The sequence below is a fragment of the Dyella kyungheensis genome (assembly GCF_016905005.1).
In the GTDB taxonomy this organism is placed as follows: Bacteria; Pseudomonadota; Gammaproteobacteria; order Xanthomonadales; family Rhodanobacteraceae; genus Dyella; species Dyella kyungheensis.
In genome coordinates this window covers 25,056-41,261 of the sequence record NZ_JADIKC010000014.1, presented here as the reverse complement: position 1 = coordinate 41,261, position 16,206 = coordinate 25,056, and the positions used below count along the sequence as shown (strand labels likewise).

Sequence of the window (16,206 nt, the reverse complement as noted above, 5' to 3'; positions counted from 1 at the left end):
TCACTCCGGTGATGTGGAAGTCGGAAAATGAAAAGGGGCGCGCCATCATGGCGCGCCCCTCGATCTTCGTGGCCGCCGACCCGGTACCGGCCGGATCGTGCCTGCTGCCATTACATGGCGCCCCGCGTTTCCGCGCGCAGCAGCGCACGGCGTTCGCGACGCACGCGCAGCCAATCGGAGAAGCGCTCCATGTACAGGTAGATCACCGGCGTGGTGTACAGCGTCACCAGCTGCGAGAGCAGCAGGCCGCCGACGATGGAGACGCCCAGCGGACGGCGCAGCTCCGCGCCGATGCCGTTGCCCAAGGCCAGCGGCAAGGCACCGAGCATGGCCGCGGCGGTGGTCATCATGATCGGGCGGAAACGCAGCAGACACGCGCGACGGATCGCCTCGTGCGGCTTCATGCCTTCGCGCTGCGCCTCGATCGCGAAGTCGATCATCATGATCGCGTTCTTCTTCACGATACCGATCAACAGCACGATGCCCACGATGCCGTCCACCGACAGGCTCATGTCGCACAGGATCAGCGCCAGCAACGCACCGACACCCGCCGGCGGCAGCGTGGAGATGATCGTCAGCGGGTGGATGTAGCTCTCGTACAACACGCCCAGCACGATGTAGATCACCACGATGGAAGCGATCAGCAACAGCACTTCGTTGGTCAGCGAGGTGGAGAACTCCGCCGCCTTGCCGATGAACTGCCCACGCACCTGCGGCGGGAAGTTGAGCTTCTGCTCGACACCGCGAATCGCCTCCACCGCCTCGGACAGCGAATAGCCCGGCGCGAGGTTGAACGACACGGTCACCGCCGGCAGCTGCTGCTGATGGCTGACCACCAGCGGCGCGGTGGTGACTTCGGCCGTGGCCAGCGAGGCCAGCGGAATGGTGCCGCCGCCGCCGATGATCACGCCGGTGTTGGCCACGCCCAGACCCGTGCTGGTGGACGAATTGCTCGAAGCGACCTGGCCGAACGCGGTGGCGTTGCTGCCGGTCAGTGCGCCGCTGCCGTTGCTCTTCACCGTTAGCTGGTTGAGCAGCGCGGTGCTGGAGCGGAACTGCGGCGCCACTTCGAGCACCACGCGGTACTGGTTGAGCTGGGTGAAGATAGTGGAGATCTGGCGCTGGCCGAACGAGTCGTACAGCGTGTCGTCGATGGTCTGCACCGGCACGCCGAGCCGGCTTGCCTTCTCGCGGTCGATGGTCAACTTGAGCGAGCTGCCCTGGTCGGCGAGGTTGTTGTCCACGTCGGCCAGTTCGGGCAGTTCGCGCAGCGCCTGCGTCATCTGCGTGGCATAACCGGAAAGCTCGGTCGCGTTCACATCGGACATCGAGTACTGGTACTCGGTGGCCGACACGCGGCTATCCAGCGTGACGTCCTGCACCGGCTTGAGGTACAGCGCCACGCCCGGAATGCCGGCGGCTTCCTTCTGCAGGCGCGCCAGCACTTCGTCGAGGCCGTCGCGATCGCCGCGATCCTTCAGCACGATGCTGAGCTGGCCCTGGTTGAGCGTGGGATTGATCGAACCCGCACCGATGAACGCGGCCACGCCGGTCACCGCCTTGTCGCGGCGCAATGCATCGGCCACGGCCTTGGTGCGCACTTCCATCTGCGGGAACGCCACGTTCTGGTCGGCCTGCACCACGCCGGTGACCAGGCCCGTGTCCTGCTCGGGCAACAGGCCCTTGGGGATCACGATGTACAGGAACACGGTGAACACCACGGTGGCCGCGGCGATCAGCATGGTGAAACGCTGGTGGCCGAGCACCCAGTCGAGCGAGCTCTCGTACACGTTGACCAGGCGCGTCCACCAGGTCTTCTTGCCGGCGGCGGCGTGGCGCTCGTGCGCATCGTCGCCTTCGGGCAACGCATCGGGCTTGAGCAGGTAGGCGCACATCATCGGCGTCAGCGTCAACGACACCAGCATCGAGATGGCCACCGCGATGGTCAGCACCCAGGCGAATTCGTGGAACAGGCGGCCGGTGACGCCCGGCATCAGCAGCAGCGGCAGGAACACCGCGATCAGCGACACGGTCAGCGACAACACGGTGAAGCCGATTTCCCTTGCGCCGATCTCGGCGGCTTCCTTGCCGTCCTTGCCCTGTTCGATGTAGCGCACGATGTTCTCGATCATCACGATCGCATCGTCCACCACGAAGCCGGTGGCGACGGTGAGCGCCATCAGCGAAAGGTTGTCCAGCGACATGCCGGTGAAGGCCATCACGCCGAACGTGCCCATCAGCGACAGCGGCACCGCCACCGACGGAATGATGGTGGCCCACAGGCGCCGCAGGAACACGAAGATCACCGCCACCACCAGGAAGATGGTGAGGATCAGGGTGAACTGCACGTCCTCCACCGAGGCGCGGATGGTGATGGTGCGGTCGGCGAACACATCCAGATGGACGTCCGCCGGCAACACCGCCTGCAGCTGCGGCAGGATGCTGCGGATCTGCTCCACCGTCTGCACGATGTTGGCGCCCGGCTGGCGGCGGATGTCGAGCAGCACCGCCGGCTTGCCATTGGCCCACGCGGCGAGCTGGTCGTTCTCCACGCCGTCGACCACGCTGGCGACGTCGGACAGGCGCACCGGCGCGTTGTTCTTGTACGCGATGATGGTGCTCTGGTACTCGGCTGCCGTGGCTAGCTGATCGTTGGTACCGATGCTGTAGGACTGCGTGGCGCCGTTGAGCGTGCCCTTGGGCGCGTTCACGTTGGCCTCGGTGAGCGCGCTGCGCACGTCCTCCATGGTGAGGCCGAGGTTCGCCAGCTGCGACGGATTCACCTGCACGCGCACGGCCGGACGCACGTTGCCGGCAATCGACACCAGGCCCACGCCCTGCACCTGCGAGAGCTTCTGCGCCAGGATCGAGTCGGCGTAATTGTTTACGTCGCGCAGCGGCAGGCTGTCGGAGGTGAGCTTGAGCGTGATGATCGGCGCGTCGGCCGGATTCACGCGGTTGTAGACGGGCGGATACGGCAGCGTGCTCGGCAAGGTGCCGCGCGCCTGGTTGATGGCCGCCTGCACGTCCTGCGCCGCGATGTCGATGTCACGGTCCATCGCGAACTGCAGCACGATGGTCGAGAGACCCGCCGACGAATCGGAGGTCATCATCGAAAGGCCGGAGATCTGGCCGAAGTTGCGCTCCAGCGGCGTGGTGACCAGGGACGCCATGGTCGATGCGCTGGCGCCCGGGTACTGCGTGGTCACGACCAGGCTGGGCGCGTCGATTTCCGGCAGCGCCGACACCGGCAGCTCGCGGTAGCCGAGGATGCCGAGCAACAGCACCGCCACCATCAACAGCGAGGTGGCGATCGGTCGGCGAATGAAGAGTGTGGAGAAGCCCATGGGGTCAGCCGTCGATGTGTGTGGCGGGCGCCTGTCCTGCGGCGCCCCGTGTCGTTGATGGAGGGGTCGGGGACGAGTCGCGAGGGCGCAAGTTCATGCCTGTCTGCCCACTCGATGCGTGGCGAGCAGCCCGGTCGTCGCGCGCGCTCCACTCATCCCTCGTCCCTCGCCCTGCTCCAACCATCATCAGCCGCCGCGGCGACCGCCCTGGCGTCCCTGACCGTTCTTCTTGGCCTTGTCCACGTCGGCCGCGGTCGGCGCTGCCGGCACTTCGCCGGGCTTGAGCGCCTTGACCTTGCTGCCCGGCTTGAGGCGGAACTGGCCTTCGGTCACCACCAGATCGTTGAGCGCCAAGCCCGAACCGATCATCACGTGACTGTCGCCCACTTCGCCGGCCACCACGACCGGATTCATCTTGACCGTCTGGTCCTGCTGCACCAGGTACACGTAGTCGCCATCCGGACCACGCTGCACCGCCTGCGCCGGGATCACCAGGCCGCCCTTCACCGTGCGGACCTTCAGGCGCGTGTTGACGAACTGGCCCGGCCACAGCTCGCTCTTGGCGTTGTTGAACACCGAGCGCAGCCTGAAGGTGCCAGTGGTGGTGTCGATCTGGTTGTCGACCACATTGAGCGTGCCGTCGTCGGCAATGGTGTGCGCATCGGCGCGATCCAGCGCCAGCACTTCCAGCGGATCGCCCGAAGCGGCCGCATTGCGCACCATCTCCAGGTTCTGCTCCGGCAGGGTGAACATCACGTAGATCGGATGGATCTGGGTGAGCGTGACCACGGCGGTGGTGGTGGTCACCACGTTGCCCGGGTCGACGTTGCGGATGCCGGCCACGCCATCGATCGGCGAGACGATACGGGTGTAGTCGAGGTTGACCTTGGCCGCGCGCACGGCCGCCTTGTCGGCCGCCACCAGCCCGACCAGGTTGGCCACGTTGTTGCGGAAGGTGTCCATGTCCAGCTGGGCCACATAGCCCTTGGCCACCAGCGCGTCGTTGCGCTTGAGCGTGCTCTGCGCGGTGTTGAGCTGGGCCTCGTCCTGCTGCTGCTTGGCCGTGGCCTGGTCATAGGCGGCCTGGAACGGACGCGGGTCGATCTGCGCCAGCAGGTCGCCCTTCTTCACTTCCTGGCCTTCCTTGAAATTGATGCTCAGCATCTGCCCGCTGATCTGCGGGTTGATGGTGACGGTGTTGAGCGCCTGCACGGTGCCCAGCGCGGTGAGGTAGACCGGCACGTCCTGCTTCACCACCGGCTCGACCGTGACCGGCACCGGCGGCGTGTCCTTGTCCTTATCCTTGTCCGACGCGTCGCCCTGGCCCTCACTCTTGTGCTGGCCGCGGTGCTGGCCCTGTGCGCCTTGCTCGGCGGCGGGCTTGTGCAGCAGACGGAAGCCGACGGCTCCCACCACGATCACGACCACAACGATCAGCGCGATCTTCCAAAAACGCGACATGAAAAACTCCCAGAATGAAAGACAGGTCACCCGACCCCACCGGTGCGCTCGCAAGCGCGCCTGCCCTATGTTGTCGAGTGAAAGGATAGGGTCAGATCAACGAAAATAGACAATGCCAGTTGACAGGGGTGGCCCATGACCGATGGCAGGGTTTTGAAGCGTATCGCGTCCAGATGACGAAAGTTGCATGAAATCAGGCGGTTTTCGGGCGCGACACGCTGTCCGCCCGTTCCGACTAAAACTTGCCGCGGCCTTCGTCTATACTCGGCTAATTGTTGCCTGAACCAAAGCTAATTTGGCCCTTTGTGGCTGTCCTTTGATCTGTCCATTGAATTGGAGTCATTGCGTGAGCGGTTCCATGACGAAATCCGACCAGAGCTTTATGCGCAGCTTTTCGATGCTGATCGCGGGCCTGAGTGTTCTGACCCTGTTGCTGATCGGCGGCGCCTGGTGGATCTACGACCACGAGCCGAAGGAAATAAATCCCCAGACCACCGCACAGACGCAGGCCCGCATCGCGCCGGCCGGCGCGGTGTATGCCGGCGACACCGGCCGCGCCGCCATGCAGGCCGCGCAGGAAGCCGCCGCCAAGGCCGCCGCCTCGCAGGTCGCCTACGGTGGCAGCACCGACGGCAAGACGATCTACGACAACCTCTGCCACGCCTGCCACACCGCCGGCGTCGCCGGTGCGCCGAAGCTGGGCGACAAGGCCAACTGGGGTCCGCGCGTGGCCGAAGGCATCGACACCCTGGTCAAGCATGCGATCGAGGGCTACAAGGGCCCGGATGGCAACATGATGCCGGCCAAGGGCGGCAACCCGGCGCTCACCGATGAGCAGGTGAAGGCCGCGGTGCACTGGATTGTGGATCAGGCGAAGTAAAAAGCGCTCGGCCAGGCTTGTTCGATACAGAAGCGTCGCCTGCGGGCGGCGCTTTTTTTGCCCGTCATTCCGGCGCAGGCCGGAATCCAGCGCCTCAGGTTCCGATCGTCGGGACATCGTTGACGAGATGTAGCGTGCCGCAACAACCGAGCACAGCGTCTCTGGATTCCGGCCTGCGCCGGAATGACGAGCTAGAAGCGCAGGCCTCAGCACGAGGACTGTTGCGGCTTTGACGCTACTTCAGCAGCCGAATCGGGCCCGTCTTGTATGCCGCGACCGCTTCGTCGTTGGTCAGCAAGGTGATGCCTTCGACGGTCGCTTGCGCGATCAGCAGCCGGTCGAACGGGTCCTTGTGGTGGTCCGGCAGGGTGGCTACCGCCGCCGAATGCGCGCTGCTGATGGCCAGCTCGCTATAGCCGTTGTCCAGCAATCCCCGTCGAAACAGATGAGGGTCCACCCGGAAGTTCGGCCGCCCGAGCGCGTTCTTGATGGCCACTTCCCACACGCTGGCCGCACTGAACAGCAGCTGGTTGTCCTCGTCCTCGAGCAGGACGCGCGCCTTGTGCGAGAGCGACGCCCTGGACTTCCTGTCCTCGCCGGCAATTGACGCCCACAGCAGCAAGTGCGTATCGAGCAGGAGCTTCATTCGTCGCCGCCGAACATGGCGGCGATCTCGTCGTTGCCCAGTTCGTTGAACGCCTTGGCATCGGGCACGGTCACCTGGCCGGCCAGGAAGCCGATGCGCTTTTGCTTGGCCGGTGCGATGGTGTCTATGGGAACGATCCGGGCTACCGGCTTGCCGGCTTTGGCAATCACCACCGATTCGCCCCGGGTGGCTTTCTCCACCAGCCGGGATAAGTTGGTCTTGGCTTCGTGCATGTTCACGGTCGTGGCCATGGAGGGACTCGCATTTAGCTTAGCTAGACGGGCTTAGCTTATCACGTAGTCCCTTTGCTCACGTTCGCGTCAACCCACTCCTTCGCAAACCCTTGCAACTGCGGGAAAAACACCTCGAAATGCGCCTGCAGCGGACGCTCGAGCGAAGCGAGCACGGGCATCGCCTCGCCCACCGGATTGGCGCGGCTGAGGCGATGCGAAATGCCGTCGAAGGCGGCGGACATTTCCTCGGGACGCGCATAACCCGCCGGCAACGCATGCGCTTCCATGTAATGGCGAAAACGCAGCAGCCCAGGCGGCAGCAGCGACTCGTAGCGATGCAGCAGATGGCGCACGTCCAGCGAATAGGCTTCCAGCGGCTGGTCGCTCCAGCGCGGGAAATCGCGGGCCAGCAGGTGGTCGAACCACATGTCCAGCAGGATGCCGCCGTAACGGCGGAACGGCGGCGGCAACAGCGCACGCGCGTCGGCCACCACCGGATGGCTGTCGGTATAGACGTCGATGGCGCGATGCAGGCGGATGCCCGTGATGACGCCCGCAGGCAAGGCCGGATCGGGCTGGCCATGGACGAAATCGCCCATGAAGCCGCCTAGCCGCAAGAAGTCGTCGTCACCGGCCAGCAACGTGTGCGCAAGATGATTCATGCCGTTCTGCCCGAACGCCGGGGGCACGCGGCGGTTATCATCTTGCTTATGAACCCCGTGATCATCCCTACCCCACCCGACCGTTTTCCGGAGCAGGCCTCCAGCTTCGCGCTGGAAGGGCCCGCCGGCAAGCTCGAATCCGTGAGCGACGTGGCCGTGCCCGAAGAGGCCCGCCGCGGCACCGCCATCATCTGCCATCCGCACCCGCTGCAGGGCGGCACCATGCACAACAAGGTGGTGACGATGGTCGAGCGCTCGCTGCGCGAGTCGGGGCTGGATACGCTGCGCTTCAACTTCCGCGGCACCGGCGAATCGGAAGGGACCTACGACCATGGCAACGGCGAAGGCGACGACCTGGCGGCTGTGGCCGCCTGGGTGCGCCGGGTTCGTCCGCACGATGCGCTATGGCTGGCCGGTTTCTCCTTTGGCAGCTACGTCTCGATCCGCAATGCGGTGCGCCTGCGCGCCGATGCGCTGGTCAGCATCGCGCCGCCGGCCGGCCGCTGGCCGTTCGAGGAGATCGAACTGCCCACCTGTCCCTGGCTGATCGTGCAGGGCGAGGAGGACGAAGTGGTCGAGCCGCAGGCCGTGTTCGACTGGATCGACGGCATGGAGCACAAGCCCGAACTGGTACGCATGCCCGAGACCAGTCATTTCTTTCATCGCCGCCTGATGGACCTGCGCGGCGCCATCAAGCACGCCGTGCAGCCCTGGCTGCCACCGCTGCGTCAGGATTGATGCCGCTCGACCTCCCCCCGATCCGATGTCCCGCTTCCCCACGGGGCATCTGCAGAGTCCGCCGTACCCATGAGTAACCCCGCTCCTCTCGCGCCCAGTGCGCGTTATCACGAAGGCGTCAGCGCGCACCGCTGGGAAGCCGACCCGGCCCAGCAGGCGCTGTTGCCGGAATTCGACCGCATGCATGCGGCCCTGATCGAGGCCGCGGCCAACGGCAATGGCAACGGCTTGTTTGGACGTCTGAAATCCCTGCTCGGCAACGACCTGCGCGAAGGCGTGCAGGGCCTGTACCTGTGGGGCAGCGTGGGCCGCGGCAAGACCTTCCTGATGGACATGTTCGTAGCCAGCCTGCCGCAGGGCATGGCCTTGCGCCGCCACTACCACCGCTTCATGGGCGAAGTGCACGAGCAGTTGCGCGAACTGGGCGAGCGCCAGGATCCGCTGATCGAAGTGGCGGCCAACATCGCCTCGCGCTGCCGCGTGGTTTGCCTGGACGAATTCCTGGTCAACGACATCGGCGATGCGATGATCCTGGGCACGCTGCTGCAGTCGCTGTTCGAACGCGGCGTGACGCTGGTAACCACCTCCAACACGGCGCCGGAGAATCTCTACAAGGACGGCCTGCAGCGCGCGCGCTTCCTGCCGGCCATCGCGCTGATCGAGAAGCACTGCCGCGTGGTGCAGATGATCTCCTCGCACGACTGGCGCCTGCGCGCACTCACCCAGGCGGCGGTCTACCAGACGCCACCCGGGCCGGAGGCGGAACGTGCGCTGTCCCGCATCTTCACCACGCAAGCCGAAGGCGCGGTGCAGGATGGCGGCGAGATGATCATCAACGAGCGCGCCATTCCGGTGCGCAAGCGCGCCCGCAACATCTTCTGGTTCGACTTCGCCGCGTTGTGCGAGGGCCCGCGCGCGGTGGCCGACTACATCGCGCTGGCCAAGGCGGGACCGGCGGTGATCGTCTCCAACGTGCCGCAGTTCACCATCTACACCGACGATGCCGCACGCCGCTTCGTGCAGTTGGTCGACGAGTTCTACGACCGCCGCGTGAAGCTGATCCTTTCCGCCGCCGCGCCGATCACCGAGCTGTACGACGGCGAGCGGTTGCGCGCGGAATTCGGCCGCACCGAATCGCGCCTGATCGAGATGCAGAGCGAGGAATACCTCGCCAGCGAGCATCTGCCCTGAAGGCTGCGAATGACCCTGTGGGAGCGCACCCGGTGCGCGACTGCAACGACGAGACGCCGGTCGCGCACAGGGTGCGCTCCCACAGGAGACACTGTTAACGTGCCTTCAGTCCACCGACTGGAACTGCCATGTCCTTCCTGCTCGCCATCGCCCTGCAACTGAGCCCCGACGCCGGCGCGGATTTCCACGTGCGCGTCACCCAGGCCAAGCTGGCCGAAGGCGCGGCCACCGGGCCGGCCTACCAGAAGCAGATGTGGGAACGCATCGGCAACGCCACCACCGACGCGTACAAGGCCTGCCTGGCAAGCACCCAGCCGGCGGACAAATCGCCCTTCACGCTGGTGGCGGAGGTGGCCGCCGATGGTCGTCTCAGCCGCATCGCCGTGCAGCCGCAGACGGCGGTGGCGCAATGCATGGCCAGCCATTTCACCAGCTGGATGCTGCCCGCGCCACCGGCCAAGCCCGCGCCTTATCCGATCGAAGTGGACTTCAGCATCAAGCAGTGAGTGCGGTGTGACGCCGTCACGGCGCAGAAAATTACGTCACACCGCTCTACAGCTCAATGACAGATTGCGATTCGCGGAGAGGCTGGAGTAGCCTCGCCCAGGTATCGGGACGCCGGTCCTGAGGGGGCATTACGCGATGCGCACGACCACGGAATTGGGTCCGGGGCAGCTCGCGGCCGGGCATCGGGAAACACCGCCTGCCGTTGGCCCGTCCCCGGAGCATGTCGCCACGGCGGAAAATTTTGCGGTGCCCGGCTTCGACGCCGTGGTGCGCCTGCTCACGCGTTCGCTGGGCGTGCCGCTGGTGGCGCTGGTGCTCAACAGCGGCGCGGCCTATTGGTTCGCCGACGGCAACGAACTGCCGGCCGATGGCCCGCGCTCGTTGCATCCATTGTTCCTGCAGGCCGCTCGCAGCCTCGCCTCGCACGTCGTGCTCGATGCGCTGATCGACGATCGCCTGCGCGACGCGGCGTTGCCGTTGACGGCTGGGCCCGGTCCGATCCGTTTCTTCGCCAGCGAACCGGTGTGCACGCTCACCGGCCAGCACATCGGTGCGCTGTGCGTGATGGATCCGCAACCGCGCGCCGAATTGAGCGAGAGCGAACAGTCGGCGTTGCGCGATGCCGCCTCGCTGATCGGCACCGGCGTGGTCCTGCGCAGCTACCTCGGGCGCACCGATCCGATCACCCAGCTGCCCCACCGCTACGCCTTCTTCGACGACTTGCGCAAACACCTGCAGGAAGGCGTGCCGCACGCCTGGGTGATCGCCGTCGACGTGGCGCCGGTGCAGCGCTTCAACGCATTCATCCGCGCCATGGGCCACGCCTATGCGGACGAACTGATGCGCGCCGTCGCCGCACGCACACTTGAATGGGTGCCGCCGGAGACACGCTTGTATCAGGTCGGTGCAACGCGCTTTGCCGCCGTACTGCCCGATCACCACCTGCTCGACGACACCACGCGGCTGGACGACCTGGTGGCCCGGCTGCGCCGGCCGTTCGATTGCCTCGGCATTCCATTGACCATCCAGCCGGGCGTCGGCTTGTTGAAGATCAACGCCAGCGAGTTGCGCGGCGGCGATCCCTTGCGGCTGGTGATGAACGCCTCATTCGCCGCGCAACAGAGTCCGCGCGGCTGGGCGGTGTACAACCGCATGCAGGACGAACAGCAGCGGCAGGAATTCCTACTGGTAACCGAACTGGCCGCCGCGCTCAACGATCGCACCGAACTCGACCTGCACTACCAGCCGCGCGTCGACCTGGACACCGGCCGCTGCGTGGCGCTCGAAGCATTGGCGCGCTGGCATCACCCGACCCTGGGCAATATTCCGCCGGCACATTTCGTGGCGTTGGCCGAACGTGCCGGCCTGATGCACTCGCTTACGCAATGGGTGATGGAGCACAGCATCGCGCAGCTCGCGACATGGCACCGCGACGGTCACGACATCAAGTTGTCGCTGAATGTTTCCAGCAGCGACCTGGATGCCGATCTGGTCGGCCGTCTGCGCGACGTCGCCGAACGCCACAAGATCGGACTCGATTCGCTGGAGCTGGAGTTCACCGAAAGCACGCTGATGGAACACAGCGCGGTGACACGGCGGCACCTCACTGCCATCCGCCAGCTCGGCGCCGGCATCGCCATCGACGACTTCGGCACCGGCTACAGCAACCTGGCTGCGTTGCGGCAGATGCCCGCCACCAGTCTGAAGATCGACCAATCCTTCGTACGCGGCATGGGCACCAGCCCGCACGACGAGGCCATCGTACGCTCGGTGGCCCAGCTCGCCCGCAACATGGGTTTCCGGGTGGTGGTGGAGGGCGTGGAGACGTCGAGCATCTACGAGAGCGTGCTCGGCATGGCCTGCGACGAGGCCCAGGGCTTCCACATCGCCCATCCGATGCACGCCCGCGACGTCCCCGCATGGCTCGCCGCGCACCAGGGCATGCCCTCGCGCCGCGCGGTGCGCTGGAGCGAATGACGCCCCACCTGTGGGAGCGCACTTGTGCGCGACCGCGGAGCAACGGCGTTTCTCGGTCCTGTCGAAGAGCGTCGCACACAAGTGCGCTCCCACAGGAGTTCGCTGAGCGTCAGCTTGCTGCCAACCCAAGTTCCTCGGCCATCGCCTCGCGCATCAGGTACTTCTGCACCTTGCCCGTCACCGTCATCGGGAAGGCATCGACGAAACGCACATAGTGCGGCACCTTGAAGTACGCCAGGTGATGGCGGCAGTAGCTCTGGATCTCCCCCTCGCTGGATTCGCAACCTTCGCGCAGGCGCACCCACGCGCACACCTGCTCGCCGAACTTCTCGTCCGGCACGCCGAATACCTGCACGTCGAGCACCTTGGGATGGGTGTAGAGGAATTCCTCGATCTCGCGCGGATACACGTTCTCGCCGCCGCGGATGATCATGTCCTTCAGGCGCCCGACGATGGTGCAGTAGCCGTCGTCGTCGATCACCGCCAGATCGCCGGTATGCATCCAGCGGGCCTCGTCGATGGCTTCGCGCGTGCGTTCCTCGTCTTCCCAGTAGCCGAGCATCACCGAATAGCCGCGCGTGCATAGCTCGCCGGGCGTGCCGCGCGGCACGATGCAGCCGCGTTCGTCCACCAGTTTCACTTCCACATGCGGATGGATGCGGCCCACGCTGTCCACCCGGCGCGCCAGCGGATCGTGCGTGGTCGACTGGAAACTCACCGGGCTGGTTTCCGTCATGCCGTAGGCGATGGTGACTTCGCGCATGTGCATCTCATCGACCACACGGCGCATCACCTCGATCGGACAGGGTGAGCCGGCCATGATGCCGGTGCGCAGCGAGCTGAGATCGAAACGGGAAAATTCGGGATGTTCCAGTTCCGCGATGAACATCGTCGGCACGCCGTGCAGTCCGGTGCAACGTTCCTCCTGCACGGTTTCCAGCGTGGCGAGCACGTCGAAGCCTTCGCCCGGGATCACCATGCACGCGCCGTGCGTGACGCAGGCGAGATTGCCCAGCACCATGCCGAAGCAGTGATAGAACGGCACCGGAATGCACAGGCGATCGTGCTCGGTAAGGCGCATCGCTTCGCCGATGAAGAAACCGTTGTTGACGATGTTGTGATGCGTGAGCGTGGCACCCTTCGGTGCCCCGGTCGTGCCCGAAGTGAACTGGATATTCACCGGATCGTCGAAACCGAGCTCGCTTTCCACGGCACGCATCTGGGCCATGGCGTGTTCATCGGCACGCGTCGCCAGCTCGCGCCAGCTTCGCGTGCCGGGCGCCGCTTCGGTATCCAGCAGGATCACCTCGCGCAGCGACGGCAGGCGTTCCGCCTGCAACGCACCCACCTCGGCCACGGCCAGCTCCGGCGCCAGCTCCATCAGCATGTTCAAGTAATGCGAGGCCTTGAAGCGGCGAGGCAGCACCAGGGCGCGGCAGCGCACCTTGTTCAGTGCGTACTCCAGTTCGTGCACGCGGTAGGCGGGATTGATGTTGACCAGGATCACGCCGAGCTTCGGCGCCGCGAACTGCAGTACCACCCACTCGTAGCGGTTCGGCGCCCAGATGCCGATGCGGTCGCCCCGCTGCAATCCCAGCGAGAGCAGTCCGGCGGCGACGCGTTCGACTTCTGCATGGAACTGCCGGTAGTCGAGCCGGATGCCCTGGGAACGCACCACCAGCGCGGGCCGATCCGGATGCGTTGCCGCGATGCGGTCCAGCAAGGTGCCCACGGTATCGCCGAGCAGCGGTTGCGCACTGACACCATGGACGTAGCTGGCAGCGGGCATGAAGGCGCTCCGTGGTCGGGAAACGAGCATAGCACCGCGCTTCGCGGTCTTTTATGGGAGCGCACTTGTGCGCGACCGCGGAGTTCCGGTGCTCCTCGGTTAGGTGGAAAAACATCGCGCACAAGAGGCGCCCCCACAGGAAACCGGCGAAGCATCGCGCTAGGATCGGGTCTCCTTTCGCGGAGACACCCCATGCGCCTGACCTTGCTCGCCCTGGCCGTCGCCACCGTCGTTGCTGGCACCGCCCACGCCACCGATACCGCCCAACTCGTGCAAGGCGAACTGCCGCAGGTCACCGCGTGGCGTCGCGACATTCACCAGCATCCGGAATTGAGCAATCGCGAAACGCGCACGTCCGCGCTGGTCGCGGCACAACTGAAGAAGCTGGGATTGGAAGTGCACACGGGCATCGCGCATACCGGCGTGATCGCCATCCTCAAGGGCGGCAAGCCGGGTCCCAAACTCGCCATTCGCGCCGACATGGATGCGCTGCCGGTGACGGAGGACGTGGACGTGCCGTTCGCATCGAAGGCCAAGGGCGAATACCGCGGCAAGCAGGTCGGCGTGATGCATGCCTGCGGCCACGACGCCCACACCTCGATGTTGCTTGGACTGGCCACGGTGCTCGCCGGCATGAAGAAGGACCTGCCGGGCGAAGTGATGTTCGTGTTCCAGCCGGCCGAAGAAGGCGCGCCTCCGGGCGAGCAAGGCGGCGCCTCGTTGATGCTCAAGGAAGGCGTGTTCCGCGACTTCAAGCCCGATGCGATGTTCGGCATGCACGTGGTCAGCTCGCTCAACGTCGGCACCGTCGGCGTGCGCTCCGGCCCGGCCATGGCGGGCTCGGACTGGTTCAAGATGGTGGTGCATGGCAAGCAGACGCATGGCGCGATGCCGTGGAACGGCGTCGATCCCGTGGTCACCTCGGCGGAAATCATCAGCACGGCGCAGACCATCGTCAGCCGCAAGCTCAATATCGGCGACTATCCCGCCGTGCTCAGCTTCGGCATCGTGGAAGGCGGCGCGCGCTACAACATCGTGCCGGACCAGGTGGAGATGCAAGGCACGCTGCGCACCTTCGATGCCGGCATGCGCCAGCAGGCCATCGACAACCTCAAGGGCATCGCCGAACACGTCGCGGCGGCCAACGGCGCGACGGTGGAAACGCAGATTCCCGTGGGCGACAGCAACCCGGTGCTGATCAACAACCCGGCGCTCACCGCACGGGTGCGCGACAGCATCGGCAAGGCCATCGGCAGCGAGCACGTGATCGAGGCGAAGCCGTGGATGGCCTCGGAGGACTTCGCCTATTTCGCCAACGAGGTACCCAGCGTGTATTTCTGGGTCGGCTCCACGCCGGCCGGACAGGACGCGCTCAAGGCGCCCGCCAACCACTCGCCGAAGTTCTTCATGGACGAGGGCGCGTTGAAGATCGGCATGGAGTCGATGCTGCAGGCCACGCTCGATTACCTCAACGCGCCACGCTCCTGACCGGATCGGGGCGTCCCCCGATGCACGTTACGGCGTAGCTCACTGCACGCCGTAACTGCCCAGCACGATGGGCATCTTGCCGCCGAGAAATTCCACCCGGGCCGGAACCCCTGTCACATGATGGTGTTCGCGCGCCAGCCGGCGTGCGAGCTGGATCGCCATCGCGGGACACAATTGGCTGCGCACCAGCTGCTGGCCCATGGTGATGCACCACTGCCGGCCTTCGCGCTGACAGATCGAATAAACGGATTTCATCACACGATCCTCCTGCTCCTGTGGTGGCACGCCTGGCGTGCCGCTTCCCTCGATGCGTGCGCCGGAAGCGAACCTGTCGTAGTCGGCACCGTGGCGGCGGTCGGCGCTAGGGGGGCGCGCCGTAGAGGGTCACCGGTCCATGTATCCGCCACGATGCCGACTGCGACAGGCTCGTCGGCGCACATCTACGTTCTTGCCGTCCCCTTCAATTCCACGCGGCGATTGGGCGCCAGGCATTCGATCAGCCGCGCGCGCTGCTTGTCGTTGCACTGGACGACCGGATCGGCGGGGCCGCGTCCGCTCACCTGCATCGCGGCAGGCGATACACCGTGTGCCACCAGGTAGTCGCGCACCACTTCCGCGCGCCGTTGCGACAACGCGAGGTTGTAGCGCTCGCTGCCGATGCGGTCGGTGTAGCCGGTGATCATGATGTCCTGGATGTGGCTGGCTTCCTGCACGCGCGACAACAGCTGGTCGAGGTTGGCGCTGCCTTCGGCGGTGAGCGTGGCGCTGTCGAAACCGAACATGGCGTCGGACGACAGCGTGAGCGCCATCATTGGTGCCGCCGCGGGCGCGGGGGACGGTGGCGGAGGCGGCGGCGCAAGCAGGTTCTTGCACGAGTCCGGCTTCCAATAGAACGCCCGGGCGAGATGGTTCTTGTCGAACTGCACCTGGAACTGGCACTTGATCGTGCCGCCATCGGTTTCGCGGAACGCGAAGATGTAGTTCCAGCGGCGCACGCCGAACACGCCTTCGCTGAAATGCGGAGCGCCCAGCAGATCGTAGAGTTGATGCTTGGTCATGCCCGGCGCGAGCTTGCGCAGGTTCTCCACGTTGACGAACACGCCTTCGGGCATGGTGGCGCGCGCGGGATCGGGAAAGTCCACTCCCGCCTCCGCCGTCTGCGCATGGCTCGGTATGGTTCCGCTGATGGCCATCGCCACGGCTGCGGCCAACAGGGCCTGCAGCAGTCGCGATCTGTAGATGGTCTTTCGCATGACGATTCCCCTTGATCGCTATCCGAAGTTCGTT

The 16,206-nt window shown here is 65.6% G+C and carries 14 protein-coding genes; 6 read left to right on the top strand and 8 right to left on the bottom strand.

Annotated features, from left to right (window positions below):
* Positions 1-110: 110 nt before the first annotated feature.
* Positions 111-3,347 carry an efflux RND transporter permease subunit gene (locus ISP20_RS20890; RefSeq protein ID WP_204638156.1) on the bottom strand — a complete coding sequence of 1,079 codons (3,237 nt, stop codon included), beginning with the start codon at positions 3,345-3,347 and terminating at the stop codon, positions 111-113.
* Between the two features lie 186 nt (positions 3,348-3,533).
* Positions 3,534-4,808 carry an efflux RND transporter periplasmic adaptor subunit gene (locus tag ISP20_RS20885; protein WP_204638155.1) on the bottom strand — a complete coding sequence of 425 codons (1,275 nt, stop codon included), beginning with the start codon at positions 4,806-4,808 and terminating at the stop codon, positions 3,534-3,536.
* Between the two features lie 358 nt (positions 4,809-5,166).
* On the opposite strand from ISP20_RS20885, the gene ISP20_RS20880 reads away from it, so the two are divergent.
* The gene (locus ISP20_RS20880) at positions 5,167-5,688 is read left to right on the top strand and encodes a c-type cytochrome (protein WP_204638154.1); all 522 of its coding nucleotides are present in this window, start codon (positions 5,167-5,169) and stop codon (positions 5,686-5,688) included.
* Positions 5,689-5,923: 235 nt separating this feature from the next.
* Here the strand turns inward: ISP20_RS20880 and ISP20_RS20875 are convergent, their stop codons facing one another.
* From ISP20_RS20875 to ISP20_RS20865, 3 genes are read right to left on the bottom strand one after another with little or no spacing between them, the layout of a single operon-like run.
* On the bottom strand, positions 5,924-6,334 hold the full coding sequence (locus ISP20_RS20875) for a type II toxin-antitoxin system VapC family toxin (protein WP_204638153.1): 411 nt from the start codon (positions 6,332-6,334) through the stop codon (positions 5,924-5,926).
* Positions 6,331-6,585 (bottom strand): type II toxin-antitoxin system Phd/YefM family antitoxin, encoded by a 255-nt coding sequence (locus ISP20_RS20870; protein WP_204638152.1) that lies wholly within the window; start codon positions 6,583-6,585, stop codon positions 6,331-6,333. The genes ISP20_RS20875 and ISP20_RS20870 overlap by 4 nt, the downstream gene beginning before the upstream one ends.
* Before the next feature lie 41 nt (positions 6,586-6,626).
* Positions 6,627-7,229: an acyl carrier protein phosphodiesterase gene (locus ISP20_RS20865; protein WP_204638151.1), complete on the bottom strand. Its 603-nt coding sequence runs from the start codon at positions 7,227-7,229 to the stop codon at positions 6,627-6,629.
* A gap of 48 nt (positions 7,230-7,277) precedes the next feature.
* Here ISP20_RS20865 and ISP20_RS20860 point away from each other — a divergent pair, with 48 nt between their 5' ends.
* The 4 genes from ISP20_RS20860 (at position 7,278) to ISP20_RS20845 (ending at position 11,642) form a co-directional block, all read left to right on the top strand.
* A complete protein-coding gene (locus tag ISP20_RS20860; RefSeq protein ID WP_204638150.1) occupies positions 7,278-7,967 on the top strand; it encodes an alpha/beta hydrolase in 690 nt (229 codons plus the stop codon).
* 69 nt (positions 7,968-8,036) lie between these two features.
* Positions 8,037-9,158 (top strand): cell division protein ZapE, encoded by a 1,122-nt coding sequence (gene zapE, locus ISP20_RS20855; protein ID WP_204638149.1) that lies wholly within the window; start codon positions 8,037-8,039, stop codon positions 9,156-9,158.
* A gap of 128 nt (positions 9,159-9,286) precedes the next feature.
* A complete protein-coding gene (locus ISP20_RS20850; RefSeq protein WP_204638148.1) occupies positions 9,287-9,664 on the top strand; it encodes a peptidase C13 in 378 nt (125 codons plus the stop codon).
* Positions 9,665-9,800: 136 nt separating this feature from the next.
* Entirely contained in the window at positions 9,801-11,642 is a 1,842-nt protein-coding gene (locus tag ISP20_RS20845; protein WP_204638147.1) for a sensor domain-containing phosphodiesterase, read from the top strand.
* Between the two features lie 109 nt (positions 11,643-11,751).
* Here ISP20_RS20845 and ISP20_RS20840 read toward each other — a convergent pair whose 3' ends face one another.
* Positions 11,752-13,431: an AMP-binding protein gene (locus tag ISP20_RS20840; RefSeq protein ID WP_204638146.1), complete on the bottom strand. Its 1,680-nt coding sequence runs from the start codon at positions 13,429-13,431 to the stop codon at positions 11,752-11,754.
* A 192-nt stretch (positions 13,432-13,623) separates the two neighbouring features.
* Between ISP20_RS20840 and ISP20_RS20835 the strand changes: the two genes are divergently transcribed.
* Positions 13,624-14,919, top strand: coding sequence for an amidohydrolase (locus ISP20_RS20835; protein ID WP_204638145.1), 1,296 nt, complete (start codon positions 13,624-13,626; stop codon positions 14,917-14,919).
* A gap of 39 nt (positions 14,920-14,958) precedes the next feature.
* Here the strand turns inward: ISP20_RS20835 and ISP20_RS20830 are convergent, their stop codons facing one another.
* Both ISP20_RS20830 and ISP20_RS20825 read right to left on the bottom strand, forming a co-directional pair.
* Positions 14,959-15,174, bottom strand: a complete 216-nt coding sequence (locus tag ISP20_RS20830; RefSeq protein WP_204638144.1) for a hypothetical protein — start codon at positions 15,172-15,174, stop codon at positions 14,959-14,961.
* 185 nt (positions 15,175-15,359) lie between these two features.
* Positions 15,360-16,172 carry an OmpA family protein gene (locus ISP20_RS20825; protein ID WP_204638143.1) on the bottom strand — a complete coding sequence of 271 codons (813 nt, stop codon included), beginning with the start codon at positions 16,170-16,172 and terminating at the stop codon, positions 15,360-15,362.
* Positions 16,173-16,206 lie beyond the last annotated feature (34 nt).